The 26,067-nt window shown below is 53.5% G+C and carries 20 protein-coding genes and 4 tRNA genes; 9 read left to right on the top strand and 15 right to left on the bottom strand.

What is annotated here, in order from left to right:
* The first annotated feature begins 136 nt into the window (after positions 1 to 136).
* The 4 genes from TH30_RS08120 (at position 137) to TH30_RS08105 (ending at position 5,498) form a co-directional block, all read left to right on the top strand.
* The gene (locus TH30_RS08120; protein ID WP_114097766.1) at positions 137 to 1,849 is read left to right on the top strand and encodes a methyl-accepting chemotaxis protein; all 1,713 of its coding nucleotides are present in this window, start codon (positions 137 to 139) and stop codon (positions 1,847 to 1,849) included.
* Between the two features lie 401 nt (positions 1,850 to 2,250).
* Positions 2,251 to 3,045 carry a motility protein A gene (locus TH30_RS08115; RefSeq protein WP_114097588.1) on the top strand — a complete coding sequence of 265 codons (795 nt, stop codon included), beginning with the start codon at positions 2,251 to 2,253 and terminating at the stop codon, positions 3,043 to 3,045.
* Between the two features lie 11 nt (positions 3,046 to 3,056).
* Complete coding sequence (locus TH30_RS08110) at positions 3,057 to 3,749, top strand: OmpA/MotB family protein (protein WP_114097587.1); 693 nt, start codon at positions 3,057 to 3,059, stop codon at positions 3,747 to 3,749.
* Between the two features lie 213 nt (positions 3,750 to 3,962).
* Complete coding sequence (locus tag TH30_RS08105) at positions 3,963 to 5,498, top strand: arylsulfatase (RefSeq protein WP_114097586.1); 1,536 nt, start codon at positions 3,963 to 3,965, stop codon at positions 5,496 to 5,498.
* A 74-nt stretch (positions 5,499 to 5,572) separates the two neighbouring features.
* Here the strand turns inward: TH30_RS08105 and TH30_RS08100 are convergent, their stop codons facing one another.
* The 3 genes from TH30_RS08100 to TH30_RS08090 form a co-directional block, all read right to left on the bottom strand.
* Positions 5,573 to 6,397, bottom strand: a complete 825-nt coding sequence (locus TH30_RS08100; RefSeq protein ID WP_114097585.1) for an MBL fold metallo-hydrolase — start codon at positions 6,395 to 6,397, stop codon at positions 5,573 to 5,575.
* A gap of 109 nt (positions 6,398 to 6,506) precedes the next feature.
* Positions 6,507 to 7,232: an SAM hydrolase/SAM-dependent halogenase family protein gene (locus tag TH30_RS08095; RefSeq protein ID WP_114097584.1), complete on the bottom strand. Its 726-nt coding sequence runs from the start codon at positions 7,230 to 7,232 to the stop codon at positions 6,507 to 6,509.
* A gap of 112 nt (positions 7,233 to 7,344) precedes the next feature.
* Entirely contained in the window at positions 7,345 to 8,745 is a 1,401-nt protein-coding gene (locus TH30_RS08090) for an SPOR domain-containing protein (protein ID WP_114097583.1), read from the bottom strand.
* Between the two features lie 343 nt (positions 8,746 to 9,088).
* Here TH30_RS08090 and TH30_RS08085 point away from each other — a divergent pair, with 343 nt between their 5' ends.
* The 3 genes from TH30_RS08085 (at position 9,089) to TH30_RS08075 (ending at position 12,457) form a co-directional block, all read left to right on the top strand.
* Positions 9,089 to 10,351 carry an EAL domain-containing protein gene (locus TH30_RS08085; RefSeq protein WP_114097582.1) on the top strand — a complete coding sequence of 421 codons (1,263 nt, stop codon included), beginning with the start codon at positions 9,089 to 9,091 and terminating at the stop codon, positions 10,349 to 10,351.
* 162 nt (positions 10,352 to 10,513) lie between these two features.
* Positions 10,514 to 11,881 carry a DNA polymerase IV gene (locus tag TH30_RS08080; protein ID WP_114097581.1) on the top strand — a complete coding sequence of 456 codons (1,368 nt, stop codon included), beginning with the start codon at positions 10,514 to 10,516 and terminating at the stop codon, positions 11,879 to 11,881.
* A 9-nt stretch (positions 11,882 to 11,890) separates the two neighbouring features.
* A complete protein-coding gene (locus tag TH30_RS08075; RefSeq protein WP_114097580.1) occupies positions 11,891 to 12,457 on the top strand; it encodes a hypothetical protein in 567 nt (188 codons plus the stop codon).
* Between the two features lie 83 nt (positions 12,458 to 12,540).
* On the opposite strand, the gene TH30_RS08070 is transcribed toward TH30_RS08075, so the two are convergent.
* From TH30_RS08070 to TH30_RS08040, 7 genes are all read right to left on the bottom strand, one after another.
* Positions 12,541 to 12,616: transfer RNA gene (locus TH30_RS08070), tRNA-Glu, on the bottom strand.
* A 39-nt stretch (positions 12,617 to 12,655) separates the two neighbouring features.
* Positions 12,656 to 12,731 (bottom strand) — tRNA-Glu (locus tag TH30_RS08065).
* A gap of 32 nt (positions 12,732 to 12,763) precedes the next feature.
* Positions 12,764 to 12,839, bottom strand: a tRNA-Glu gene (locus TH30_RS08060).
* A 32-nt stretch (positions 12,840 to 12,871) separates the two neighbouring features.
* Positions 12,872 to 12,947: transfer RNA gene (locus TH30_RS08055), tRNA-Glu, on the bottom strand.
* Positions 12,948 to 13,183: 236 nt separating this feature from the next.
* The gene (locus tag TH30_RS08050; RefSeq protein WP_114097765.1) at positions 13,184 to 14,434 is read right to left on the bottom strand and encodes an MFS transporter; all 1,251 of its coding nucleotides are present in this window, start codon (positions 14,432 to 14,434) and stop codon (positions 13,184 to 13,186) included.
* A 119-nt stretch (positions 14,435 to 14,553) separates the two neighbouring features.
* Complete coding sequence (gene recJ / locus TH30_RS08045) at positions 14,554 to 16,314, bottom strand: single-stranded-DNA-specific exonuclease RecJ (RefSeq protein WP_114097764.1); 1,761 nt, start codon at positions 16,312 to 16,314, stop codon at positions 14,554 to 14,556.
* 112 nt (positions 16,315 to 16,426) lie between these two features.
* A complete protein-coding gene (locus tag TH30_RS08040; RefSeq protein WP_114097579.1) occupies positions 16,427 to 16,963 on the bottom strand; it encodes a peroxiredoxin in 537 nt (178 codons plus the stop codon).
* A 203-nt stretch (positions 16,964 to 17,166) separates the two neighbouring features.
* On the opposite strand from TH30_RS08040, the gene TH30_RS08035 reads away from it, so the two are divergent.
* Both TH30_RS08035 and TH30_RS08030 read left to right on the top strand, forming a co-directional pair.
* Positions 17,167 to 17,484, top strand: a complete 318-nt coding sequence (locus TH30_RS08035; RefSeq protein ID WP_258548652.1) for a hypothetical protein — start codon at positions 17,167 to 17,169, stop codon at positions 17,482 to 17,484.
* Between the two features lie 120 nt (positions 17,485 to 17,604).
* The gene (locus TH30_RS08030) at positions 17,605 to 18,831 is read left to right on the top strand and encodes a hypothetical protein (protein WP_114097578.1); all 1,227 of its coding nucleotides are present in this window, start codon (positions 17,605 to 17,607) and stop codon (positions 18,829 to 18,831) included.
* A gap of 187 nt (positions 18,832 to 19,018) precedes the next feature.
* On the opposite strand, the gene TH30_RS08020 is transcribed toward TH30_RS08030, so the two are convergent.
* The 5 genes from TH30_RS08020 to TH30_RS08000 all read right to left on the bottom strand — a co-directional run bounded on the left by TH30_RS08020 (position 19,019) and on the right by TH30_RS08000 (position 25,906).
* Entirely contained in the window at positions 19,019 to 20,311 is a 1,293-nt protein-coding gene (locus tag TH30_RS08020; protein WP_114097762.1) for an Hsp70 family protein, read from the bottom strand.
* A gap of 145 nt (positions 20,312 to 20,456) precedes the next feature.
* The gene (gene glpX, locus TH30_RS08015; RefSeq protein ID WP_114097576.1) at positions 20,457 to 21,416 is read right to left on the bottom strand and encodes a class II fructose-bisphosphatase; all 960 of its coding nucleotides are present in this window, start codon (positions 21,414 to 21,416) and stop codon (positions 20,457 to 20,459) included.
* A 145-nt stretch (positions 21,417 to 21,561) separates the two neighbouring features.
* Positions 21,562 to 22,866, bottom strand: coding sequence for a homoserine dehydrogenase (locus TH30_RS08010; RefSeq protein ID WP_114097575.1), 1,305 nt, complete (start codon positions 22,864 to 22,866; stop codon positions 21,562 to 21,564).
* Between the two features lie 123 nt (positions 22,867 to 22,989).
* Positions 22,990 to 24,231 carry an LL-diaminopimelate aminotransferase gene (locus TH30_RS08005; protein ID WP_114097574.1) on the bottom strand — a complete coding sequence of 414 codons (1,242 nt, stop codon included), beginning with the start codon at positions 24,229 to 24,231 and terminating at the stop codon, positions 22,990 to 22,992.
* Positions 24,232 to 24,607: 376 nt separating this feature from the next.
* On the bottom strand, positions 24,608 to 25,906 hold the full coding sequence (locus TH30_RS08000) for an OmpA family protein (protein ID WP_258548651.1): 1,299 nt from the start codon (positions 25,904 to 25,906) through the stop codon (positions 24,608 to 24,610).
* Between the last annotated feature and the right edge of the window lie 161 nt (positions 25,907 to 26,067).

Below are 26,067 nucleotides of genomic sequence, written 5' to 3'. Positions count from 1 at the left end.
ACGACCCGATATGAAGATCGACTTGAGTCATATCAAGGCGCAACTTTCACGATCATGCATTGTTTTACCGATTCAGGACAACGCGAAACCGGCTGATGCAAAAAGCTGCTTTCCGTCACCGCACCGGGGAAGAAACATGAAAATTCTGTCTGCCTTCAACGCCATGGGTATTCGCAAGCGCTTTATGTGGGCATCCGCATTCGGTGTTACGTCGACTGTCATTATTTCTCTGTTGATGATGACCATCGTTGAAGAAAAAGCGATGGATAGCAAATTGCGACAGCTGAGCGAGAATGAATTGACCTCGCTTCATGCTCTGATTGTCAATGTTATGGCCGCCCGTCCCGATGATGCCGACGACATCGGCATTCAGGTTTTCAACAACTGGTTTGACAGCCGTAATGGTGATTATCCTGGGGAACTATGGTCCGCCTGGGGCCCCACTACGCAAGCCTATATGAAGGAATATGGCGACAAACCGATCAAGGCCCCGCGTGACGAGATCGACATCGAAGCAATTGAAACCGGCCAACTTATCGGGCGCTATACGGAAAACGGCACTTATCGTATGTCGATGCCGATTATCCTTGGTGAAACCAAGGGCGCGGAACGTGAAGTCTGCTTTAGTTGCCATGGCGCAATGGATGCACAAAAAGGTGACGTCATTGCCGTCCTGTCATCGAGCCTGTCGGTTGCCCCGGAACGTGAGAAAACCAACAATATCCTGATCGGCATCGTGATTGGCGGTCTGGCCATTGCCCTTGCGACCATCATCGGCATGCGCGTCTTGCTTACGCGCATTGTGACAGCCCCCCTGTCTGACCTTGGACGGGACATGACCGCCCTTGCCGAAGGCAATACCGATTTCGAAATCAATGCCCTGACCCGTCACGACGAAATCGGGCGCATGGCACAATCGGTGGATATTTTCCGCACCAACGCCATTGCCAAAAAGCAGATGGAAGCAGAACAACAGGCAGAATCGCATCGCCGGGACGAACGGATGAAAAGCCTGGAACGTCACATCGGCAACTTCGAGGGCGTGATCGCCAAGATCGTCAGTGCCGTTTCAAGTTCAGCCCAAAAGATGCAGTCAACCGCAAGCGGGCTGGTTGAATCCGCTGACCGGGCAAGCAAAAGCGCAACCACGGTTGCCGCCGCATCCGAACAGGCGACGGTCAATGTCCGCACCGTTGCCGATGCCGCCGATCATTTGTCTGAATCTATTTCGCGCATTGGCGAACAGGCTCAGCAATCCACACAGGTTGCCGCCGAAGCATCACGAGAAGCCGAGCAATCGTCGGAAACCGTTCAGGGCCTGTCCGAAGTTGCAAACCGGATTGGCGAAATTGTCGCCCTGATCAGCGATATCGCCGGACAAACCAACCTTTTGGCTCTGAACGCGACAATTGAGGCCGCCCGTGCCGGTGAAGCCGGCAAAGGGTTTGCCGTGGTCGCAGCCGAGGTCAAAAACCTTGCCAACCAGACCGCACGCGCCACCAACGAGATCGCCGAACAGATCACCGCCATTCAGGAAGAAACAGGTAAAACCGTCACATCGATTGGCGATATCTCTGCGGTGATTTCACGCATCACCGAGATGGCCAACACCATTTCCACCGCTGTTGGCGAACAGGCCGAAGCCACTGATGAAATCGCCCAGAATGTCGAACAGGCGGCAATTGGCACCCAGGAAGTCAGCAGCAACATCGAACGCGTCAGCAACACGGTTGCCGATACGGATCAGGCAGCCCATCTGGTTCTTGATGTTGCCCGCGAACTTGGAACCTTGTCGGATAACCTGCGTTCTGAAGTTGACCGGTTCCTTGTCGATATCCGAACGACGTGATTTGCAGTTTCCATTTGAAACAGCTACCCAAAAAAGCCTGCTACTGCTTGTAGCAGGCTTTTTTCATTTGAATGCCCGCCTTGCTTGTTTCGGGACAGACAAATTGCCAACTTCATTTTATGGGTAATACCCCTCAGGGAGACTATTTACCCGAACGAGCCAGGTAGTAGACAAGCGTTATCGACAAGATCAGCGTTCCCTGCATTCAGATGAAATCCGGACATCAGCCTGCATCAACCACCGGTATAACCCCTGCTTTTTTGCTTTACCGGGCGTAGCATTAACCAGACTTCAAGCTTTTGGGGTCCTATTCTTACGTAAAAACTAATAGATTAATTATAAAGCTGGGTGATTTCATGTAAAAAGCCCGACCATGACGACACCGGGGGATTGTGGGAACAATGTCGTTTACGACGATATTAGGCATTATGGTTGGTTTGGGATTGTTTGTCGGGTCGATCTTTATTTCGACCGATAACTATCTTGTATTCTTGAGCCTTTCGAGCGCACTGATGGTGGTTGGCGGCACGCTTGCCGCGACCTTTATTGCCTATGAGGCGCGCTATGTACTGCTTGCATTAAAACTGATTTTCAAGATTTTCCGTGCCCCGCAAATGGGCCGTGGACAATTGACTGGCGAAGTCGGCCGCGTCGTCAAATGGGGCTATCTGCTGCAGAAAAAGGGCATCAATGCCCTGGAACAGGAAGCAGAGCGTGTGGGCAAGGACGAGCCGTTTCTTGGCTGGGCGATGGAAGTGATCATTACCGGTTATAATGGTGATGAAGTGGCCGAAATGCTTCACAACGCCATCGATAATGCCTTTAACCGCAACCTTGTGCCGGTTTCGATCCTCAAAAGCATGGCGGCTGCGGCCCCGGCATTCGGGATGATCGGAACGCTGGTTGGTCTGGTGATCATGCTCGACAAAATGGCAGATGATCCGACGTCGCTCGGGGCCGGTCTTGCGATTGCACTGATCACGACCCTTTATGGTATTGTTGCGGCCCGGTTCTTTTTCATGCCTGCTGCAAGCAAGATCCAGCAACGTGAAGAAATCATGCGGTTTCGCAATTACCTGATAGCCGAAGGCCTGATCATGCTGGCCGATCGCAAGGGACCCCGCGCCATTCAGGACCGGATGAATTCATTCCTCGATCCTGCGATCCACTTCAATATCGACAAATCTGCGAAGTAGGGAACACCATCATGGCACGGCGCGGACGGGAAATCCCCAAGGTCGAAGAAGAAGAAGTCAACGAAGACTGGCTTGCCACATACGCCGATGCCATCACGCTTCTGATGGCCTTCTTTGTCATGCTGGTCAGCTTTTCCAAGGTTGAGTTGCCGGTCTTTGAAAAGGTGCAAGCCGGTATTGCTGAGCAAATCGGCAAACGCGATATTGTCCGCCCGACACAGGTTCTGGAAACCGATCTCAAAGACGTCGTCTTCAACATGGCGATGGACAGTGCGGTCAATGTTTCGACGGATGATGAAGGCATTCTGATGGAAATGGGCAGCGGCTCGTTCTTCCAGCCGGGTTCAGCCAACCTGACCAAGGATGCTGTCCTGTTTCTCAAGGATGTTGCCGACCTGCTTAAGGAACCGCGCTATCTGGGTTTCCAGATTGAAGTGACCGGGCATACCGATGATACCCCGATCAGTTCCCCGCGTTTTCCGTCAAACTGGGAATTGGCGGCGGGACGTTCAATTGCAGTGGTTCGGTTCTTTTCTGCCCTTGGCGTTGATCCCGATCAGAAACGGATGCGCGCCATTTCCTATGGCGACACCAAACCCAAACTTCCAAACCGCGATGATTCCGGCAACCCTATCGCAGAAAATCGTGAGGCAAACCGCCGCATCGAGATCCGTGTTTTCCCGAAATACTCACGCGTCTTCTGATACCAAACTTCGGGTTTATAATAATTAAACTTGCCCATCCGGTGGTCGAACAATACACTTTTGAGGTGTATCAGTTTCATCGCGGGATCCGTGCTCGGGCAAAATCACTCCCTACCTAATAAGCTCGTCACATCGCCACAGCATACGTTCTAGGCTGTAACCAGGCAGTTGTGAGGCCGCGAATGCGCAACCAACGAATGGACAGGTGATCTCATGAGCAAACGCCTAGTACTCTGGACAGCCCTAGCGCTGATCGCACCGTTATGCGCTCAGGCCCAGGATGCGCCAAAATCAGAAAAGCCGAACATTCTGGTCATCTGGGGCGATGATGTCGGCATGTGGAATATCAGCGCCTATCACCGTGGCATGATGGGTGGCAGCACCCCCAATATCGACCGGATAGCCAATGATGGCATGTTGTTCATGGATCACTATGCCCAGGCTTCCTGTACCGCGGGACGTGCAGCCTTTCTTACAGGTCAGTACCCGATGCGCGTTGGCCTAAGTACCGTTGGCATCCCCGGCTCTGACATCGGTTTGCAATCCGAAGACCCGACCCTTGCCGAAATGTTGCGTGCGCAGGGCTATCGAAACGGGCAGTTTGGGAAAAACCATCTTGGCGACCGTGACGAACATCTGCCAACCAACCACGGCTTCGACGAGTTCTATGGCATTCTTTATCATCTGAATGCTGGTGAATATGTCGAACAATATGATTACCCGACAGGCACCAAAGTTGCCGAACAGATTGCCCAGCGCGGTATCATCCATTCTCTTCATCAGGAAGACGGATCCCAGACCATTGAAGATTTGGGAAATTTCGGAAGCGAACGGCAACGTACGCTTGATCAGGAAGTTCTTGAAGAATCCAAGCGGTTCATTCGCGACGCAGTTGCCGAAGACAAGCCGTTTTTCGTTTGGCACAACACCACCCGGATGCATTACCGCACCAATCTAAGCAAGGATTATGATGGCGTCACCGGATATGGCCTTTATGCAGATGGCATGAAGGAATTGGATGACGATGTCGGAGAACTCCTTGATCTTCTTGATGAACTTGGCATTGCGGACAACACGATGGTGATGTTCTCGACCGATAATGGTGCGGCATCAAACAGCTGGCCGGATGGCGGCAACCAGCCATTCCGCGGTGAAAAAGGTGTTGGCGGTTACGAAGGTGGCTTCCGCGTGCCGATGGCGGTCAAATGGCCAGGTACAATTCCGGCCGGTACCACCACTGGCGAATTCATGACAATGGAAGACTGGGTGCCGACGATCATGTCGCAACTTGGCGACAAGGATCTGAAGGAAAAGCTTCTCGACGGATACAAGATTGGCGATCAGAAATACCGTGTTCATCTTGACGGTTACGACCAGACTGACCTGATCACCCAAGCCGGCCCAACCAAGCGCAAGGAATTTTTCTATTTCACCGAAACCAAATTCCACGGTCTGCGCTATGGCGACTGGAAGTTCCTGTTTACAGATCAGGACAAATGGTTCAACGGCGTTGCCAACAATCTGACAAGCCCGCTGATCACCAACCTGAAACTTGATCCGTTCGAGAGATTCCACGAAGCACGCGGCTTTGATGAATGGCAGGAAAACCGGTCATGGACCCTTGCCCCGGCAATCGGAGTGGTCAACCAGTTCTTTGCATCATTCAAAGATTACCCGCCACGACAGGCAAGCTTCTCGGTCGATGTTGACCAGATTGTCAACGACATGCAGCAAGGCAGTAAACGTTAAGCCGTCGACACAAAAACACCGCGCTTTATGCGCGGTGTTTTTTTTCATCCTGTTCATTCCCGTCACAATGTCGCCTATTCGATCCGCAACACCATCTCGTCACGGGCGGCGAATGCGCCTGACCACATTGCTTTTGCCTGCTGCTCAATGACAGTCATATCGGCATCATTGTGGTCCGGGTCATGGTGGAATAGCGCCAGACGCTTGGCATTTGCCGCTCGACACAACCGTATTCCTTCCTGCCAGGTCGAATGCCCCCACCCGACCTTTTGCGGGAATTCCTCGTCGGTATAGGTACTGTCATAAATCACAAGATCGGCATCCCGAATGAAATCCAGAATGATCTCGTCGGGTTTTCCCGGTTCATGTTCGGTATCGGTTACGAAGCACACAGCCTGCCCGCCATATTCGACACGAAAGGCTGTCGCCCCGTTGGGATGACGCAGCGGGGCGGTTTTAATCACGATCCCCTCGCCCGGATGCAAGTCATCACCAACGGCGAAATCCTCGAATGTCAATTTAGACTGCATGGCAGAAAGCGGCACCGGGAAAGTCGGATTTGCCATCTGGGCCGAGAAAACGCGTTCAACGCCGCCCTGATCGGTCAGATGCCCGGCCATCACCCTGAAGGACGCCTTCGGGTTATAGGCCGGCACAAAAAACGGGAACCCGTTAATGTGGTCCCAATGGGTATGGGTCAGATAGATCGTGGCTTCGGTCACCTTGCGGCGGATCAGATCCTTGCCAAGGTTGCGAATGCCGGTTCCGGCATCGAAGATCAGAACCTTTCCCGCGATCCGCATTTCAAGGCAGCTCGTATTGCCGCCATACACCACATGATCGGGTGACGGACAGGCAATGCTTCCACGAACTCCCCAGAACTTAACCTCAATCGACATTCAATAGACCCCGTCCATCCGTTGACAGTTCGATACGGATCACTTCTGTAACATCCTTGAAAGATAGCATTTTATTCCCACAAACCAATCAAGGATTGTGGAAACATGACTATTGCACGCTGACCGGCATCCCGATCTGTGCTTCAAAAACCTGATCGGCCCGTCCGCAATTGACTGCGATTTCACAAAGACCGATCGAATTACAGTAATGAAATGGTTCCCCCAAGGGCACATCGGAAAATGTACGCGCGGCCGTAACCATGCGATCACCAATGCGCAGTTTAATCTCACTATTTTGCGCCGGAAGACCGGTCATCAGATTGCCGTATGTGTCGATATAAATGACCTCGGCCAGCGCATCGGGCCAGTCTTGTGCGTCGTCATATCGCTGATCTGATGGCAAGACATGGCTGGCAAAATCCTGCCCGGTTGCAACCATTGCCGCCACCGGGCCAAAAATATCCCTGCCATGAAAACTTGCTGAAAGTGTTTCCGGTTCCCAGTCGATGCATCGCACTGTGACGTCTTCCGCCCGGCGAATGATCATTTCAAACAAACCGTTATCCGGTCCGACATAGGTCACCCCGTCTGCCGTGACCACAAGCCCCTTGCGCGTACTGCCAACCCCAGGATCAACAACCGCCAGAACCACATCACCGGGTTTGAATTCTCGACCAAGTGCGGCAAGAAGATAACTTGATGCCCTGGGATTTCGATCCGGCGCATCAAGCATCAGATCACATATGGCAATATCAGGTGCGTTGCGCATTACAACCGAGCGCATGGTTCCGCTATAGGGACCGATCACACCAAAATCACTAAAGACAAAGATCATCTTTCTGGAAATTTCCCTGTCAGAATGACACCGAAAACGATAACGCCGGTGGTCATTCTTCATCCCCACCGGCGTTATTCTGATCTTTATATAGGGCTTAAAACCCTGACTGCTACTTGACCTCGCAGAACTGGCCGCGACGCTTCAAATCCGCACAAAGCGATTTTGCCGCACTGTCGCTTAGCCCCGTTGCCATCAGTCGATAATAGGTACCCTTGCCCGGAATGTTGGCCCTGGTCACACCATGCTGCAGGGGGGCGAGCTGTCCATAGCGGCTCGCAAGTATCTGCCAGCCGCGCTCTGCCTGCCCTTCATTCCGGTAGGATGCCAGATGAACCGATTTACTGCCGCTTGCCATCGCCGGTTGTGCAGCATCCGACACCATTTCTTCACCTGCCTGCACCGGACGGCTTTCGCCGGTTGCGACCTTGCGGACCGGTTCCCCGGCATTGAGCGTCATTGCCGTTCCCTTGGCCGGTTCGACAATCGCGGCTTCAATCGCATCGCGTTCACGCTTGAATTCATCTGGCGTCACCAGCTTCATGCCTTGCAAATCTTCAAGACGCGCAATCTGACGGGCAGCATCCATAAGGCCCTGTGGCGCCGGTGGTGGCACCGCGCGCTGGCGCGGCTGTGCGGGCAGCAATGCATCAAGAATTGCAGTCCGTTCGGCCACATGTTCCTGCACCGTGATCGCCCCGATCTGCAAGGCACGGTTCAACTGATTAAGGCGTTGCTCGACCTGTGAACCATCTGGCGGCGGGTTATTCAGGAACGCCGAGGGTGCAGGCTGGCTCATTGGCAGAAGCGCGCCAAGGTTGGCGGAGCGGCGTGCCGAATATTCTTCCGGCGTGATCAACCCGGTAGATTGCAGGTCTCGCAGGATTGAAAAGCGTTTCGCAACTGCCTCGTCCCCGCCAGACAAAGCCGCCCCTGCGGGAATATCCATGGCCTTGGTTGGTGCACCGGTCATTGCAGACTGGGTATTGGTCATCATGGGGGTAGCGATTGCAGAACCACTTCCGGTTCCGAGCCCTGATGGACCGGTTGCAATCTGATCATTAATGCTAAGTGATCCCGGAAGACCGCGTTGCAAACGGTTCAGGTTGAATTCAGCAGCATCACGTAGCGGACGGGGCTGGGTTCCAGATGCCGTCGACATCAGAACCGTGCCCGGCGGGTTCATGGCAATCAGCGTATCATATCCATCGCGGGCACGATCAGGCCGATTGGTATTTTGATACAGGACCGAGCGCCAAAGCATCGCATGGCCATCTTGCGGATTTTTACGCAATGCTTCGTTAAAAAGCTTCTCGGCTGAGGCATAGTCCCCTGTTGCAAGCTGCTGCAAGCCAAGTGCTGTGTAATTGTCATCGGCAAATGACGTTGCCTCGTCCCAGAAGTCCTGATCCAGCAGCGGCGCACAGGCCGACACCCATGAAACCATACCGATCACAGCAATCCCCTTGCTGATTTTCAGCCAGTTTCCGGTCCGCTTTGCGGATACCTGCATGGCGCCAATCCCCTATTATCTAAAACCTGTTCCCGGAAATCATGCTGCATGGCTTTGCATTCAACCAGTAAATAGCAGCACCCCTTTCCCTATATCGCATTGATTTTGCATCCTGCTTGCCAAGAATTCGTTAAAGCCGCAATCAGGCATAAATTACAGGAATTAAATCATGCAGGGCGGGCAAGGTCCCCTTGTCCCTTCCATATGTATAGTTCATATAAAGGGTATTGGTTTAGAACCATTAACCAGTGCTTCAGAACATTATGATTTGATCAGACTTCGGTCTTCGGTGTATGGAACGAGGCCGTAACGATAAAAACAGATTCTCTTTCAGGGGTCCCGCGTGATTGAACCGCAGCAATATGGCCAACAGGCCCTACAGGAATACCTGTTGCTGGATTATGTCCAACGGCTTGAAACCCGCAAATACGGGCACCGTGCTGTGCATATTCATCTATCGCGCATGAAACCGTTCCATCGCCGCGACTATCACATTCGTGTGGCGACCAATACCTTTGAAAGCTATGTGAAGCTGTATGTCGGGCGTATCTTTGTTCTGACCAACAATGATCTGATCTTTGTCTGGAAAGACAAATCGATCGCCGATGTCGAACCGGCTGTTGATACCCTGCGCTATCTGTTCCGCGATGATCCCCTGTCACAGGATGACAGCGAGGAAACCGGTTTTTGCACATGGTACAACCTCAATACCGAGTTTCAGGAATTCCTTCTTCTGTGCCAGCACCTTGACGAGCGTGCCAAGAAGCTGCAGCAAAGCAGCAACATGCGCACCGCCCTTCAACGTGAAAAGGATCAGGCGCTTAGCCCGATCAACGCTGAAAATCTGGCCCAGCTTGAAGAAACCATCCATACAGCCGATTTGTCCGAGCATATCCGCCAGCAACCGGTTTGCGTCTTTGCCCATGGCGGATCCAAGGAACTGCATCCGGTCTTTGACGAATTCTTTGTATCGATTACCGATTTGCGCAATGCGCTGATGCCCAATATCGATCTGGCGTCGAACCGCTGGCTGTTCCAGCACATGACCGAAGTTCTGGACAAACGCATGCTCAATTACCTGTGCAAGCGGACGTTCAAGACCCATGCCAGCTCGTTCTCGATCAACCTTAATCTTGGAACCCTGACCTCCAAGGATTTTGACAAGTTCGATGAAACCGTGCGCAGCAAATGGCCGGGCAATGTGATTATCGAGCTTAATCAGGTTGATCTTTTTTCGAACCTTGAAACCTATCTCAGTGTGCGCGATGACTTCCACAAGCGCGGCTATCGCATTCTGATCGATAACCTGACGGTGGAATCGCTTTCATTTGTTGATCGCAACAGGCTGAAGGCCGACTTCATCAAAGTCGCTTGGCGCGAAGAAATGACCGATAATGTCATTCGCAAGAAATATTCCGAGATGGACAACCTTGTGAAAAATTCCGGTCGTGAACGCGTTATTCTGTGCCGGTGCGATACGCCGACCGCGATCAAATTCGGCCAATCGCTTGGCATTACCCTGTTCCAGGGACGCTATATCGACAACATGATTGCCCGTCAGCGCCGCGCAAAGCGTGCCCAGAAGGCTGCGCAAAAGCAAAAGTGATCTGACGCCACGCGTGATCAACTCCTAACAGGCCGGGGATTTCCCCGGCTTTTTCTGTTCAGAACCACCTCCTGACAAAGACTGACAGGAACCTTTGATCATCAAGTGGATTTGCACATTTCACCCCTTGGCACCAAAGGAACAAAAGAAGTACAAATAGATATGTTGTACGCGCTTTGCCCAGACTGCCATCACAAATGGCGACTGCATCTTGACAAGACACTGCCCAAAAGCGGTGCGGGTTCCTATGTGCCCTGCCCGGCCTGTGGCGGCAAACGCGCGATTGCCCATGCCGAACTGCCCGAACTTTGCATCGGACATCTTGATTGCGACGCGTTTTATGCATCCATTGAAAAGCGCGACCGGCCGGAATTGATTGATGCCCCTGTCATCATCGGCGGCGGCCATCGCGGGGTTGTCTCGACCTGCTGCTATGTCGCGCGCAAATATGGCGTCCGTTCAGCCATGCCTGCCTTCAAGGCGCGGGAATTGTGCCCGGACGGTGTTTTTCTGAAACCTGACATGGCCAAGTATCAGCGCGAAGGATATCGCATTCGCGACATGATGCGGGTACTTACCCCGGATATCGAACCACTATCGATTGACGAGGCCTTTATGGACCTTTCCGGTGCACAGGAAACCCATGGCAAATCAGCCGCCGAATGTCTGGTAGAGCTGCAATCAACCATCCGCAAGGAAGTCGGTATCACCGTTTCCATCGGTCTTTCCTATAACAAGTTTTTGGCCAAGATCGCCTCAGACCTGAACAAGCCGTTCGGATTTTCCATGATCGGCGCGGCCGAGGCCGTTGATTTTCTCGCCGACAAGCCTGTGCGCATGATGTGGGGCGTTGGCCCGGCCATGGAGCGCAAACTGCATGACGATGGCATCACCACCATCGGACAGCTTCAGGAGCTTGATATCCATGCCCTGCAGGGGCGCTATGGCAGCATCGGCAAGCGGTTCTACTATTTCTCACGCGGGCAGGATAATCGCCGGGTTGAACAAAGCAGCGAACGCAAAAGCCTGTCATCGGAAACCACATTCAATGACGATATCGCGGGTCTCGATGAACTAACCGCCATCGCCACCCGTCTGACCGCACGTGTTGCCAGCGACCTGGCGCGCAAGGAAATCGCCGGACATACCGTGGTCCTGAAATTGAAATCATCGGATTTCAAACTCCGCACCCGCAATATGCGCCTGACCTATCCGTCGCTGCGTGAAGACGTAATCCTCGAAGCCGCACTGACATTGCTGAAAAAGGAAATCGACGGCACAAAATACCGGCTTCTCGGCGTCGGGGTCACCGACCTGTTTGCCGCTGATCAGGCCGACCCGGTCGATCTGTTTGCCGATACAGCATCCGAAAACGATTTGACCGATGATGACGCCAATCCGGGCACACCTGCCCCGCGCGCACCCATCGAACTGCCGCGCCCGACGGCAGAACAGCTGCGTGAAAGCCTCACACGGCGGTATCGTCAGCACAAAAAGAAAATCGTGCGACAGCAGCGCTTCAGATTTTAGGATAGCTACATGGACATATTGCATATCGCTCGCCAACAACTGCTGACAGCAATTCAATTGTTTTTCGACAATAGCGATCCGGTCTCGGTACACACCCTTGCAGGAGCAGCAAGTGAGATACTTTCCGATCTATGCGAACAAGCTGGAGAGCAGCCTTTTCACAGTGCCGTTATTGCTTCGAACCCACGCATTGATCAGAATCGGTACTTTAAAGCACGAAATCTATACAGAAATGCCTTTAAACATGTTGGTCGCACCAAGGATGAAAAAACTCGGAATGATGTAGCAAGGAATCAGTTTTCAGATATGCAGAACGATTTGTTACTTTTCACGTGCGTTGAGGATTATTTGCGGCTCGTCAAAAGGTCACCAGCGGAATTCCAAGCAATGCATCTGTGGTTCATAGCAGCGTACCCTGACCGCCTGAAGACACCAAAGCTAGAAGCGTCTTCCCTTAACCTATTAAATAACCTGCATGAAATCGAAAGAGAGAAACAAAAAGAGATTGGGCACATTTTGATCAAAGAGTTCAAGAACAACCCGAATCTAATGAATGATCCGCGAACCGAATACTGAAGGGTAATCTGGCAATAAAAAATGCCCGCCAACCTTAGTTGCGAGCATTTATCAGTAAGTATACCATCTTTCGCAAAGAAAGATGGCGTCCCCTAGGGGATTCGAACCCCTGTTGCCGCCGTGAAAGGGCAGTGTCCTAGGCCTCTAGACGAAGGGGACACAAGCACGATGTGCCAATGTCAAATGACTTTCGGTTGGTGGCGTCCCCTAGGGGATTCGAACCCCTGTTGCCGCCGTGAAAGGGCAGTGTCCTAGGCCTCTAGACGAAGGGGACATGGCACCAATCGAAGTCATCATGTTAACGAGTGGCGTCCCCTAGGGGATTCGAACCCCTGTTGCCGCCGTGAAAGGGCAGTGTCCTAGGCCTCTAGACGAAGGGGACATGGCACCAATCGAAGTCATCATGTTAACGAGTGGCGTCCCCTAGGGGATTCGAACCCCTGTTGCCGCCGTGAAAGGGCAGTGTCCTAGGCCTCTAGACGAAGGGGACGCAGCGCGTTAACGAGGCCGGTTTTTAGCGATTGGGTCGGGTCAGGTCAAGCGGCTTTTTCGCCCTTATGACGTTTTTTTTAATCCCCCACCGAAAATAGGGCGATATCCCGCCCAATCCCGAAAAAACCAGGCCTTGATGTTTAACCTGATGGTTCATTTTTTCCATCCACCTGCCAGATGAGAATGAATTCATCCCCCGTCAAGGTCGATATGGATGGAAAAAATATTTCCAGATCAGTCCTTTTTGCGTTTTGCACCGAACCAGAAGGTAATCCCCGCAACGCCAAGACCGATTCCCAAAAACACAAACATTGACTGATATGCTTCCGGTGCACCGGCCTCAAACTGTCCGATGATCAGACCGGCAACGCCCTGCAACACAAAAAGCCCGGCAAAGGTCGCCAGATTGACAGTGGTAAGCGCACGGCCAATCTGATGTTCCGGGACAGCCTGCCGGGAAGCAGCATAGCTCAGCGTTGCACTGGACCCGATAAAGCCGTGAATCAGCATCAGAACAGCCGCCACGCCAACGCCCCAGGGCCCGAGAAAGGCCTGAAGCAAACAGGCCCCTGCCCCGACCAGAACGGCAAAGACAATCAGTCCCTGGGTCTTGGCCGGAAATTTGCGTGAAAGCTGTCCATAGGCTGGCGGCCCAAGGATCATGCCGATTGTCATGATCAGCAACACATTGCCAACTTCGACCGGGCCAAGTGCGAAGACATCATGCAAATACGGCCCGCCCCACAATCCGCGTACTGTCAGGATCGCCGGATAGCTAAAGAATGCGACACCCGACAACAGCCAGACCTGACGATTCTTCCAGACAGACACCATGCCCTTAAGGGCATCAAGGACCGTTTCGCCCTTGCGATCAACAACCGCATGACCGGGAGGCGTATCGCGCACGAACAAAAGATCAAGCACCACCGAAACCAAACTGATCGCGGCCAGACCAAAATAAACTGTTCGCCAGCCATGAGTTTCGACAAGGGCTGCCAGTGGCGTTGCCGAGGCCAGAACACCCAGCAGACTAAAGGAGACAATAAGTCCCGATGCGGCTGCGAATTTTTCGGGTGCAGTCCAGCGCGCGGCAAGAACAAGCGCGGCCATGAAAGCAGCTGAACAGCCAAGCCCGATCACCGCCTGCCCGATCATCAGACCGATGACGCTATGAGCATTGGCAAAGATGATCACGCCCGCCACAGTACCAAGCATCAGGATGCCATTGGTAAGGCGCGGCCCATAGCGGTCAAGCATCACGCCAACCGGTATCTGCATCAGGGCAAAGGCAAAGTGGAAGCTGCCGGAAACCAGCCCAAGCTGTTCCGGGGTGACGGCAAGTTCAACACGCAAGGGTTCGGCCAAAAGAGCCTGGGCCGAACGGAAAAACTGGCTGAGCGAGAAAGCCAGAAGGATCGGCGCGAGCACCAGAATGAAATGACTGGTCCGCGCAATGGGGGGCGAGTGTTTTGTGTGTTCTGTCATGATGTTATCTGGGATAATCCCATCATCACGGAACGGCAAGCCTTTGCGTTACATGGCAGCTGCCAGAATTTTTGACACCGCTCTGGAACCGGTGCCCGCCATCCAAAACCGCTGATAGATCAAACAGGCAATGCAACGTCGTCAATAATCAGTTGCACACCCTCATTGCCCTGCCAGGTATCACGACGCAGATGTCCGAGAATATGCAACGGACGCCCGCCATGCTTGATCAGGGTCTGCCCCATATCGTTATCAAGGCATCTGAAAGCAATTGCCTTAAGCCGTCCCTTGCCATTGGCCCCGGTCAGGATACAACGTACATGGTCGGCGCCGACCACATCGGCCTTGATCGCACGACAATCAACAAACACGAACCGCGGCTCGGCATTGCCGGCCCCGAACGGGCCAAGCTTTTCAAGCGCATTGATCAGCTCAATCGTTGCCCCATGGGCGTGAAGCGCGCCATCCACCGCGATGGTCGGGCGAATATCATTTTCTTCGATGATTTTGGCAAACCGTTCTTCAAGAAAGGCCTCAAACGCATCGCGCTTTTCGGGATCAAGCGTAAAGCCCGCCGCCATGCCATGGCCACCGCCATTGATCAAAAGCCCGGCCTGACGCGCTGCAATGATCGCAGCACCAAGATCGATACCGCGCACAGAACGGCCCGACCCCTTATAAACGCCATCCACAAGCCCCATCACAAGCGACGGCACGTGATAGCGATCCTTAAGCCTGCTGGCGACGATGCCGATCACACCAGGATGCCAGTCATCCCCGCCGACCAGCACCATTGACGCGACCTTTGACTGTCCTTCGACCGCGCTGATCGCCTGATCAAGGACGATATCCTCGATTGCCTTGCGTTCGCGGTTATATTCATCAAGCTTGCGCGCGATATCTTGCGCCTGGGCGGGGTTATCCCCTGAAAGCAGGGTGGTCCCCAGAAAACTCTCACCAACGCGCCCACCGGCATTCACACGCGGCCCCAGCACATATCCAAGGTGATAGGCACTTGGCGTTTCATTCACCCCCGCCACATCGGCAAGGGATGTCATGCCGACATTTGAACGATGCTTCATGACCTTAAGCCCCTGCGTGACAAAGGCGCGGTTTAGTCCGCGCAACGGCACCACGTCACACACGGTCCCAAGCGCCACCAGATCAAGCCAGTTGCGCAAATCCGGGGCGCGAATACCGGCCTTTTCAAGCCAGCCGCGATTGCGCAATTCACGCAGCATCGCCACACACAGCAAAAACGCCACGCCAGCGGCACATAAATGCCCAAGGCCGCTTTCATCATCAAGTCGATTGGGGTTAACCACCGCAATGGCGGGCGGCAATTCAGGCTCGGCAGCATGGTGATCGACAACAATGATCTCGATCCCGGCATCTTTGGCCTCCTGCAACGGGGCATAGGCCGTCACCCCGCAATCCACGGTCAGGATCAGGTTGGCACCATTGCGTTGCAAGGCCAGAAGTGCGGGGGCATTCGGGCCGTACCCCTCGGTCATGCGATCAGGAATATGGACCGGAACATCCGCGCCCAGCGCAGCAAAGAAACGCTTTAACAGTGCCGTACTGGTTGCGCCATCAACATCATAGTCGCCGAAAACGGCGATTTTCTCGCCCTTTTCAATCGCATCGGCAATGCGCGATGCGGCCTTGTCCATATCCTGCAAGGATGACGGATCAGGCATCAGATCGCGCAAGGTCGGCGACAGGAAACTTTCGGCATCATCAAGACCTATGCCCCGATTTGCCATCACCCTGCCAACGATTTCCGGCACGCCAAAGCGTTGCGAAATCGTGGTTGCCAATCGTTCATCGCTTGCGCGTTCGCGCCACCATTTGCCGGTGACGGAACGTTCGATACCCATGAATGTCGTTTCTTGTGCGTGATCTTTCATGCCCTATGAAATAGCGCAATCTCGGGCACGCTTAAACCGGATAATTTGAAGTTCGGCAAACTTCGTCACCGGCCATGCGATTTCACCCGCGCGGGTTGTCTCCACACCATTTAAGGACATTCTCGGCATCGGCTGCCGGATCATCGACGGGATAGAAAACCTTGGTGATTTTGCCATCATCAATGACCATAGTCAGCCGCTTGAACAGGCGCATGCCATCGGCTTCGAAATCAGGCATTGCCATGGCTTCCTTGAAGCGGTGATCGGCATCGGACAACAGCGTAAATGGCAGATGAAGGCGTTCAGCGGCCTCTTTCTGATAGTCTGTGGTCTGGCTTGAAAGCCCGTAAAGGTTTTCCACCCCGACCGCCCGCAATTCGGCCGCATGATCGCGGAACGAACAGGATTGCGGCGTGCAGCCCTTGGCACCGGGGATTTCATCCCATCCTTCGGGCGACGGAACACCCGGTTCGGCTGTGCGCGGATAGGCATAAACGACGGAGCGCCCCGCAAGACTAGAGATATCAACCATCTGGTCATTGGTCGCGCCAAGCGGCAAGGCTGGCAGGTTTTGGCCGGTCAGCCGTTCGATCACATGTGCGTCACTTTCGCTATTCATTTGCGTTCCTCCCTGAACACCATTTCTCCGATCCTGTTTCAACAGGTCGGGCTTATTGAGATTCAAGATAGGTGTGATTTCTCAAACCGAAAAGAAGATGCGTTTGCGCATTGTGGAAAAGTTCACAATGTCACGATGACTTGCAGACAACTCAAAGCTGTGCAGACTGAGACAACAATCAACAAAACAAACGGATACGAGCAATGAACCAGAAAAAAGGCCTGCGGATCGGATTGACCGTCCTTTCCGTGCTTGGTGCTGTGATGTCGATGCCTTTGGTGATGTTCTCACCCATGATGTTCGACGCCCCGGGGTCAGAGGAAAACATCCTTACCCAGTTCCTGTTTTTCAGCGTCCTCGCCTTCCCGGTGCTTTGCCTTGCCGGTGGCATTCTGCCATGGGTGTTTCGCCGTCATCAGCTTGGCATCTGGCTTTATGCCCTGAGCGGCCTTGCCATCGGGCTACTGGTCAGCGCCTTTGTGTTGCTTGATGTCATGTGCAGCGGGGATTTTTCCTGCTGATCAGCGCCCCTATGCGATGAAAATCGCGAATCTTTAGCTACGACGCGCAACCAACTAAAAATTGATAATTAGAAGGCAAGAATATACATTTTAGATAAATCAGTCAGTAAGAGGTGCACCATGTTGTCGCTAAGAATTGTATTCTATAGTGTCGTATTTTTCCTCACCTCTGCCCCTCTCGCGTTTGCACAAGATAGTATTCAAACTAACAGTGCTGATACCACTGACTCTTCCCAATTAAGCCCTGATGGCTTCACGATATCGTCTGAGTTATTTAACCTTTCCGGGCTTGCTAACGAAATAGAGGATAGCGGTCCCGCGATCTTCTTTGCCCCAAAGAACACAATGTGGGAAAACATCCCAAACGAGGCATTTGCTGAATTAACCTCGCCAAATAACCAACCATATTTGAGAGAAATATTTTCCTGCCAAGTAGTACGCACAGAGGACCTATCAAACGCGTTTAATGTGTTGTCTTATCGAAAGGATGGAACCTTAGCACTCAAAACTCTGGGAGGCTGTTTGGTAATAGCAAACTGGAACAACGGCTCTTTGAACTTGACCAGTGAGGCTGGTGCAAACATAGGGATGATTTCTACTAGTGTAAGCATCCCTACAGGTTTTCTTTTTCGAACCACTCCTGCTAGCGAGTGGTCGTCCGTACTTGCATCAAGCTCATCTCCCGGCGTTCTGGTTACAGCCTCCTCACAACCGGTCTTGCCCCCCGGTCTCTCTCCCAATGAAACCTTCACAGCCTCCCGAATTTTTGCTGGCCCGACACAATATCCACCCACAGACTATGCTGCTTACGGAATCATTGCCTTTCCAATAAAAGCTTCATCGAGTAACGAGCGGCAACGACACGAAATTATCTGCAAAGCTTATGTCTCAAGCCTAACTGTCTCGTTCCAACTACCTATACCTAAAGAAAAACAGATGGTAACCGTTTGGCCAGTTAGTGAGGATGCAGTTGCATCGCAGCTAACAACGGGAACTGCGGACTCTGTCTGCCCGACTGCCGTTGAACGATACAATCTGCAAGCTGGTCAAAATGCCATAAAGGCAGCAAATCTGGAAGGTGCCGACCTTAGTAGTGTTGGGCCCTTTTTAATTGCTTGGGCTCCGACCCACGGGAAGCAATCGAAGATTATTGTCCTTGACTTGAAGAATGTCGTAAATGCCGCCCAAGCAGATCAAGTTATGCGAAAATGGGTCTCGGATGTAGAACAACCGCCGGAACTATGGCGCACAGGTTGGGATTTTGAAACAATCCGACTAGCTCTGCAACAATGGATAGACAAGACAGGTATTAAGGTAACATTACTTTTCAACGATGGAGAGCAGTAGTGTTAAAAGAAGTTTTCAAGATATCGAGTATTGGTGCAGTTTTGGGTATTCTATCTGGACTAATAGCTATCGCGATTATTGAACCAACCACCTCACAAGGAAATATCCTCATTATCGTAATATTCTTACTGACTGGGGCTATTATTGGAGCAGCAATACGCGCCCTCGCGAGCAAGAAATCTCAACACTAAACAATGCCCTCATCCGCGGCAATAAGCGCAAGACCATGGGCGACTGACAGGAACGGCTGGCCGATTTCGATGCGGTCTTTGCCAAAGCCGTCTTCAAAGATTTTCCGAACGGCCGGGACATAGGAAGTCCCGCCGGTCATGAAGACTTTTGACACATCGCGGGCATCAAGACCGGATTGCTCAAGGCAGTTTTTCGCCGCCTGTTCAATATCGGCAAGGTCGGGTGCAATCGCGGTTTCGAAATCGGCACGGGTCAGTTTTTCTTCGATCTCGACCCCGCCATGGGAGAATTGCAGGATCGTGCTATCGCGATCTGACAGTTCTGCCTTGGCCTTGGACACCGTCTGATAAAGGTGGAAGCCCATTTCATCCTCGATGATGGCTACCAGATCCTCGATATCATCGGGGCGGGTCGCCGAACGGATCAGGCTTTTGATTTCGTTGATGGTTTTGGGCTGATTCATCATGGCAAGTTCATGCCAGCGCGAAAAGGCCGTGTAATATTGACGCGGCACCGGCAACGTCGCGCCCATCGACTTATATTCCGAGCCAAAGCCAAGGCGCGGCCAGACGGCCTTTTGAATGATGCGATAGTCAAACCGGTCGCCTGCAATGCCAAGACCGGTATGGGCCAAGGGTTGCACGCCGCGAATGCCAAGACCGGGCGTAAAGCGGATCAGCGAAAAGTCACTGGTCCCCCCGCCAAAGTCGGCCACCAGAACGGTTTCAGGTTTATCAAGCTCGCGCCCGTAATAATAGGAAGCTGCGAGCGGTTCAAACACCATGGCTTCAACATCGAACCCGGCCTGTTCATAAGCCCCGCGCAGGCGCATTTCGGCAAAGTCATTATCGGGGTTGCTCCCCGCAAAGGCGACAGGACGCCCGGAAATCACCCGCTGCCCCAACCAGCCAAGGCTGTGCTGCGCGAAGTGATGGATTTGCGTCAGGAACGTGCCAATCAGGTCTTCGATCGAATAGGTCGTTCCGAAAATTTCGGTTCCCTCAAAATCCTTGGCCGCAAGGTAGGATTTCATCGACTGGATCAGACGGCAGTCGTGGCTTTCCTTAAGATATTCGGCAATCGCGAACGGGCCGGAACAGCTTCTGGAATGGGTCGGCGCGCCGGGCGCTGTCAGCTCCTGTTCCTCCCAGAAATAGAGGATCGTGCGATAGGTATCAAAGCTGTTAGCACCGACTTCAAACTTTGCCGACTGGACATTGCCTGCACTATCTGCGACCGCAAGAACAGAATTGGTCGTACCGAAATCAAGGGCAATAATTTCAGACATCAGGCAGGCTCCGATCATTGGCTATCTTGAAGGGGGCGCCGGGTGTACCCCAGTCCGCCCTGCCCTGCAAGTCATTAAACGAAAAAAGGGAGTGCCCGGACTTATATCGCGGCACTCCCTTTTTGAAGATCAGATATCCGGTTGCTTATTTGTACCAGATTTTCCGGCTGAAATCGTGAACGGCGCGGACATAGCGCACAGTACCGGACTGCGAACGCATCACGATGCTTTCAGTTTCAGCACCATTGGCGAAGCGGCGCACACCGCGCAGCATCGCACCATCAGTCACGCCGGTTGCGGCAAACATGACATTGCCCTTGGCAAGTTCACCCAGCTTGTATTTGCGGGTCAGGTCTTCAATGCCCCATTTCTTCGCACGCGCGATTTCATCGTCGTTGCGGAAAACAAGACGACCCTGGAACTGGCCACCAATGCAACGAAGGGCTGCTGCGGCAAGAACGCCTTCCGGTGCGCCGCCAGTCCCCATGTAAAGATCAATGCCCGAGGTTTTCTGCGAGGTCGCGATCACACCGGCAACGTCACCATCACCAATCAGCATGATGCGTGCACCAGCTTCGCGGGTTTTGGCGATGATTTCCTGATGGCGCGGGCGATCAAGAATGCACACAACCAGATCGGCAACATCGCAACCCTTCGCCAGTGCAAGGCTTTTGAGGTTTTCTTGCGGGGTCGCGTCAAGATCGACAACGTCCTCGGGAAGACCGCCACCAACGGCGATTTTGTCCATATAGGTATCAGGCGCATTCAGGAAGCCGCCCTTTTCTGCCATCGCGACAACGGCCAAAGAGTTCGGGCCACCGGTTGCGCAGATGGTCGTACCTTCAAGCGGATCAAGCGCAATGTCGATTTCCGGGCCATTGCCCGAACCGACTTCTTCGCCAATGAACAGCATCGGGGCTTCGTCGCGTTCGCCTTCGCCGATCACGACCGTGCCTTTGATATCCATGCTGTTAAGCGCGTTACGCATCGCGTCAACGGCGGCCTGGTCGGCTGCCTTTTCGTCGCCACGTCCCATCAGGCCCGAGCACGCAAGTGCTGCTGCCTCGGTCACGCGAACCGTTTCAAGCGCTAGATTTCGATCCATATTATCTTCCTCGTAGTGTGATGCAGGGTCTGGGGGCCCCGTCTCGTTGTTGTTTTCTATTTCTTGATTTTGTTATTTTTGCGTCGAAACTTTACAACAGCGCCCCGCATCTTGACAGGTACGAGGCGCTTTGAGCTTTAAAGTTTTAAGATGCGAAACTTTCGATCCGCATCAGAACCGGCGGCTGCGAATTGCTTTCGAAGGCTGCGATATCATGAACAGCGCCGGACATCGCCGCTTCGGTCGTTTCGTGGGCGACGATCACAACCGGCACAACACCGCCTTCGGTTTCGGCCCGGCCATGCTGGATCATCGATGCCATCGACACTCCATGCTTGGCAAGGGTCGCGGTGACTTCGGCCATGACACCCGGACGATCCCATACCATCAGGCGCAGGTAATAGGCGCCGGTATGCTTTTCGAGTGACGCACGCACATTCTTCTTAAGACGTTCGGCAGGAACACCGAATACAGGGGCATTGCGGCCCGCAGCAATATCAACGATATCGGCCACCACCGCCGATGCAGTCGGACGTTCCCCCGCCCCGCGGCCCTGAAGAACCACCGGACCAACATAGTCACCTTCAAGGGCAACGGCGTTAAACACGCCCTCGACCTTGGAAATCTGGGTTGAACGGCTGACCATGACCGGGGAAACGCGCTGTTCAATGCCTTCGGCAGTCTGTTTGGCAATACCAAGCAGCTTGATGCGATAGCCAAGTTCTTCGGCAAGCTGGATATCAAGGGCCGACACACTGCGAATGCCTTCGACAGCAACCGCGTCAAAATCAACTTCGACCCCGAATGCCAGGCTGGCGAGAATCGCAAGTTTGTGCGCGGCATCAATGCCATCAACGTCAAAGGTCGGATCGGCCTCGGCATAGCCAAGTTTCTGTGCCTCGGCCAGAACATCGGCAAAGTCGCGCCCCTGTTCACGCATGGTGGTCAGGATATAGTTGCACGTGCCGTTCAGAATCCCGGTAACGCGAGAAATCGCATTCCCTGCCAGACCTTCACGCAGCGCCTTGATCACCGGAATACCACCGGCAACTGCTGCTTCATAGGCGATGGTGACATTGTTGGCATCGGCAATCTGGGCCAGTTCAACGCCCTTGAGTGCGATCAACGCCTTGTTGGCGGTCACGACATGCTTGCCGTTTTCAAGGGCGGTCTTGCAGACATCATAGGCGATGCCTTCGGAGCCACCGATCAGTTCGACCAGAATGTCGATTTCCTTGTCCGCAGCAAGATCGCGGGCGTCGTCGTACCAGGTCAGGCCTTCTGTCGAAAAACCACGATCACGAGTTCGATCACGCGCCGATACCGCTGTAACGACGATCTGACGACCCGAACGGTCGGCCAGAATGTCGCGATGTTCACTCAGCAGCTTAACGGTTCCGGCACCGACCGTACCCAGGCCTGCCACACCGATTTTTACGACGTCTTTCACGATAACTCCTTAAGCACGTGGTTCGTTTCGCAAGCGCGCAGATAACCGAAACCGGTTATCGCGTCCTGATAAAATAACGCCCGGGACATGTCCCGGGCGAAACACAGAATGCTTTATCGGATATCAGAAAGATTTCTTCAACAGTTCACGTGCAGATTCTGCATCAGGACATTTGGCAAAGAACTGTTTGATGTTGCGGTTGGCCTGACGGATGCGGTGTTTGTTCTCGACCAGTGCAATGCGCACATGACGATCACCATATTCACCAAAGCCAAGACCCGGTGCCACAGCCACCCCTGCTTCCTGCAAAAGAAGCTTTGAGAAATCAAGCGATCCCAGCTCTACGAACGGTTCGGGGATCGGTGCCCATGCAAACATGGTTGCTGCCGGGCTCGGAATGTTCCAACCCGCACTTTGCGCACCTTCGATAAAGATATCACGACGTTCACGATACAGATTACGGAACCCTTCAACGCAATCCTGCGGGCCATTAAGTGCCGCCGTTGCCGCGACCTGAACCGGGGTAAAGGCACCGTAATCAAGATAGGATTTGATACGGGTCAGCGCATTGATCAGCTTTTTGTTGCCGGTGGCAAAACCGATACGCCAGCCTGCCATCGAGTAGGTTTTCGACAGCGAATAGAATTCAACAGCAATATCCTTTGCCCCCTTGCATTGCAGGATCGAGGGCGGCGGGTTGCCATCAAAATAAATCTCGGCATAGGCGATATCAGACAGGACATAGATTTCATGCTTGCGGCAGAAATCAACCACCTCCTGATAGAAGGCCAGATCAACCACCAGTGCAGTCGGGTTTGCCGGGAAGTTCAGAACGACCGCGCTTGGTTTCGGGACCGAATGTTTCACCGCGCGATGGAGCTGCTCCATAAAGCTTTCGGTGTTAAACGTTCCCTGATCATCATGCCCGATCGGAATATGGCGCAAAGCCGCACCGGCAATGATAAAACCGAAGGCATGGATCGGATAGGACGGGTTTGGCACCAAAAAGATATCACCCGGGCTGGTGATCGCCGCAGCAAGATTCGCAAGACCTTCCTTGGAACCAATGGTGACAACGGTTTCGGTTTCCGGATCGATATCAACACCAAAACGACGATCATAATAGGCCGCAAGCGCCTTGCGCAGGCCGGGGATCCCGCGCGACATCGAATAACCATGGGTGCGCGGGTTCTGAACAGTCTCGACCAGTTTGTCGACAATGTGTTGCGGCGTGGCCGGATCCGGATTGCCCATGCCGAAATCGATAATGTCCTCACCCGCTCGCCGCGCCGCCGCCTTCATCGCATTTACTTCTGCGAATACATAGGGCGGGAGACGTTTTATGCGGTGGAAGTCTTGGGACATTATCCTACATCCTCATCAAATTGCCGAATTTCGAATTTTATGCGAAAAGCACATCGTCGAATTCACGAAAATTGCGTTTGAGCCATCAAAACAGGCCCGAAGAAGCGTACAATTCGAAGGATGTACCTTTTATGGAAATCATACTCAACGAATTAATGCGCCCGATCCATGGTTAATTCGCGTTTGCGGCAAACCGACGGCGCAAATTCGGCAATATTTCCGAAATTCAGGATTAATCGCGCCCTTGCAGGCGTCATAGCCAAAACCGTCTTGAAACGACAACAGCGCGAAAGGATTTCTCCCTTCGCGCTGCCAAAAGCGTCACCCGGCAAGTCTGCCAGACACCATGTTCAATCGATCACCTTGCCAGTGGCGATCAGTAATCCAGATAGATTTCGACACGACGGTTCCCGGCTTCACCTGCCGGAACACCTTCGTAATAACGCGGATCAGCTGAGCCGTCGGCACCGACAAAGATCGCATTCGGGCTGACACCCATCGCCAACAGGCGTGAGACGACCGAGGATGCACGACCTTCGGACACACGACGGTTCACCGCCTGATGCTGTTCAAGCGACATATTGCCGGTGCGCATCGACGCGTGACCGATGATGCGCAGAACCCCGCCCGTCTGCTGCCAGGTGCTTGCAACCTGTTGCAGGACGGCATTGTCGGTTCCGCCAAGATTGGTCGAACCATGGGCGAACTGGATCTGGGCGATCTGCATGCCGTTAATGGCCGGCGGCAACTGGTCAACGGAACCGACACCAAGACGCGCGGCAAGCGCATCATTGGTCACGGTCATATCGACCATGCCGGATTCGCCATAGACCGGGGCACTGCCGCCAAGCTGGCTTTCATCGACAATGACCGACCCGTTATCGGAATAAAGCGAATAGTCAAATCCCTGACCGGAATCGACCGCAACACCGGGTTCATCGGCAAAGACGCCCTGACCTTCGGCAAGGCGACGCTGATACTGATCCATCACCGGATCACCTGACGACTTCTGGGCAGCCTCATAGGCAGCAAGCTGCTGGGCGCGCGCATCAGCAGCAGAACCGCCCGATGCCCCTGCAACTGCAGCACCACCGGCGGCGGCACCGGCAATCACTGCCGGGCGTTCAGGTGCCGGTTCCGGGGTTGGAACCGGACCGGATACAGGCGACTTGGCATTCCATTCATCGGCGATTGACGAGCCGGTCGGTGCCGAAGTAACGGCACTGGTTGTTGCAGCGGTCGTCGCAGCAGAAGCCGACGTCGTCGAAGCCATAGCACTGGTCGTAACCGGGGTGGTCGGCGCCGGAGCAATAACCGGCTGGGCAGCGGTTACTTGCGGCGCGGCTTCAAGAGCATTGACCGGCGGGCTGCTTTGACGGCGGCCAGACTGGGAATATTGTGCATTGGCGCGATCAGCAGCAAGACCAGCGATCAGCGCATCGCGTTCGGCATCACCAGTAACAATCGGCTTGTTCGGGGTATCGGAAAGATTCGGATATTCGCCATCTTCACCGGGAATCGCTTCCCCGGATTTGGCACCGGCGGTTTCGTCATCGCCGTCAAACATGTCCCCGACCGACTTCCCCCATTCGACCGGATTGATGGCATCAGGAACAGAGGAACATGCGCCCAAAGTCAGCACCACCGCCAGCGCAGAGCCGGTCTGCAGAACCATCCGCAGCTTCCCCCTTGCAGTTTCCTGCCACGACCACTGCCCTGTCGTCGATTTCAGAACGCCCATTTGTTTTCGCTGCTCCAAATTCAGTTGGATGACCCTTGCGTTAAAATATCCGCAGAAACGTCACCTTATAATTCTTGTACTACCCCTTGGCGACG

This window comes from Thalassospira profundimaris, assembly GCF_003326795.1.
In the GTDB taxonomy this organism is placed as follows: domain Bacteria; phylum Pseudomonadota; class Alphaproteobacteria; order Rhodospirillales; family Thalassospiraceae; genus Thalassospira; species Thalassospira profundimaris_C.
This window is presented reverse-complemented; position numbering and strand designations above follow the sequence as displayed.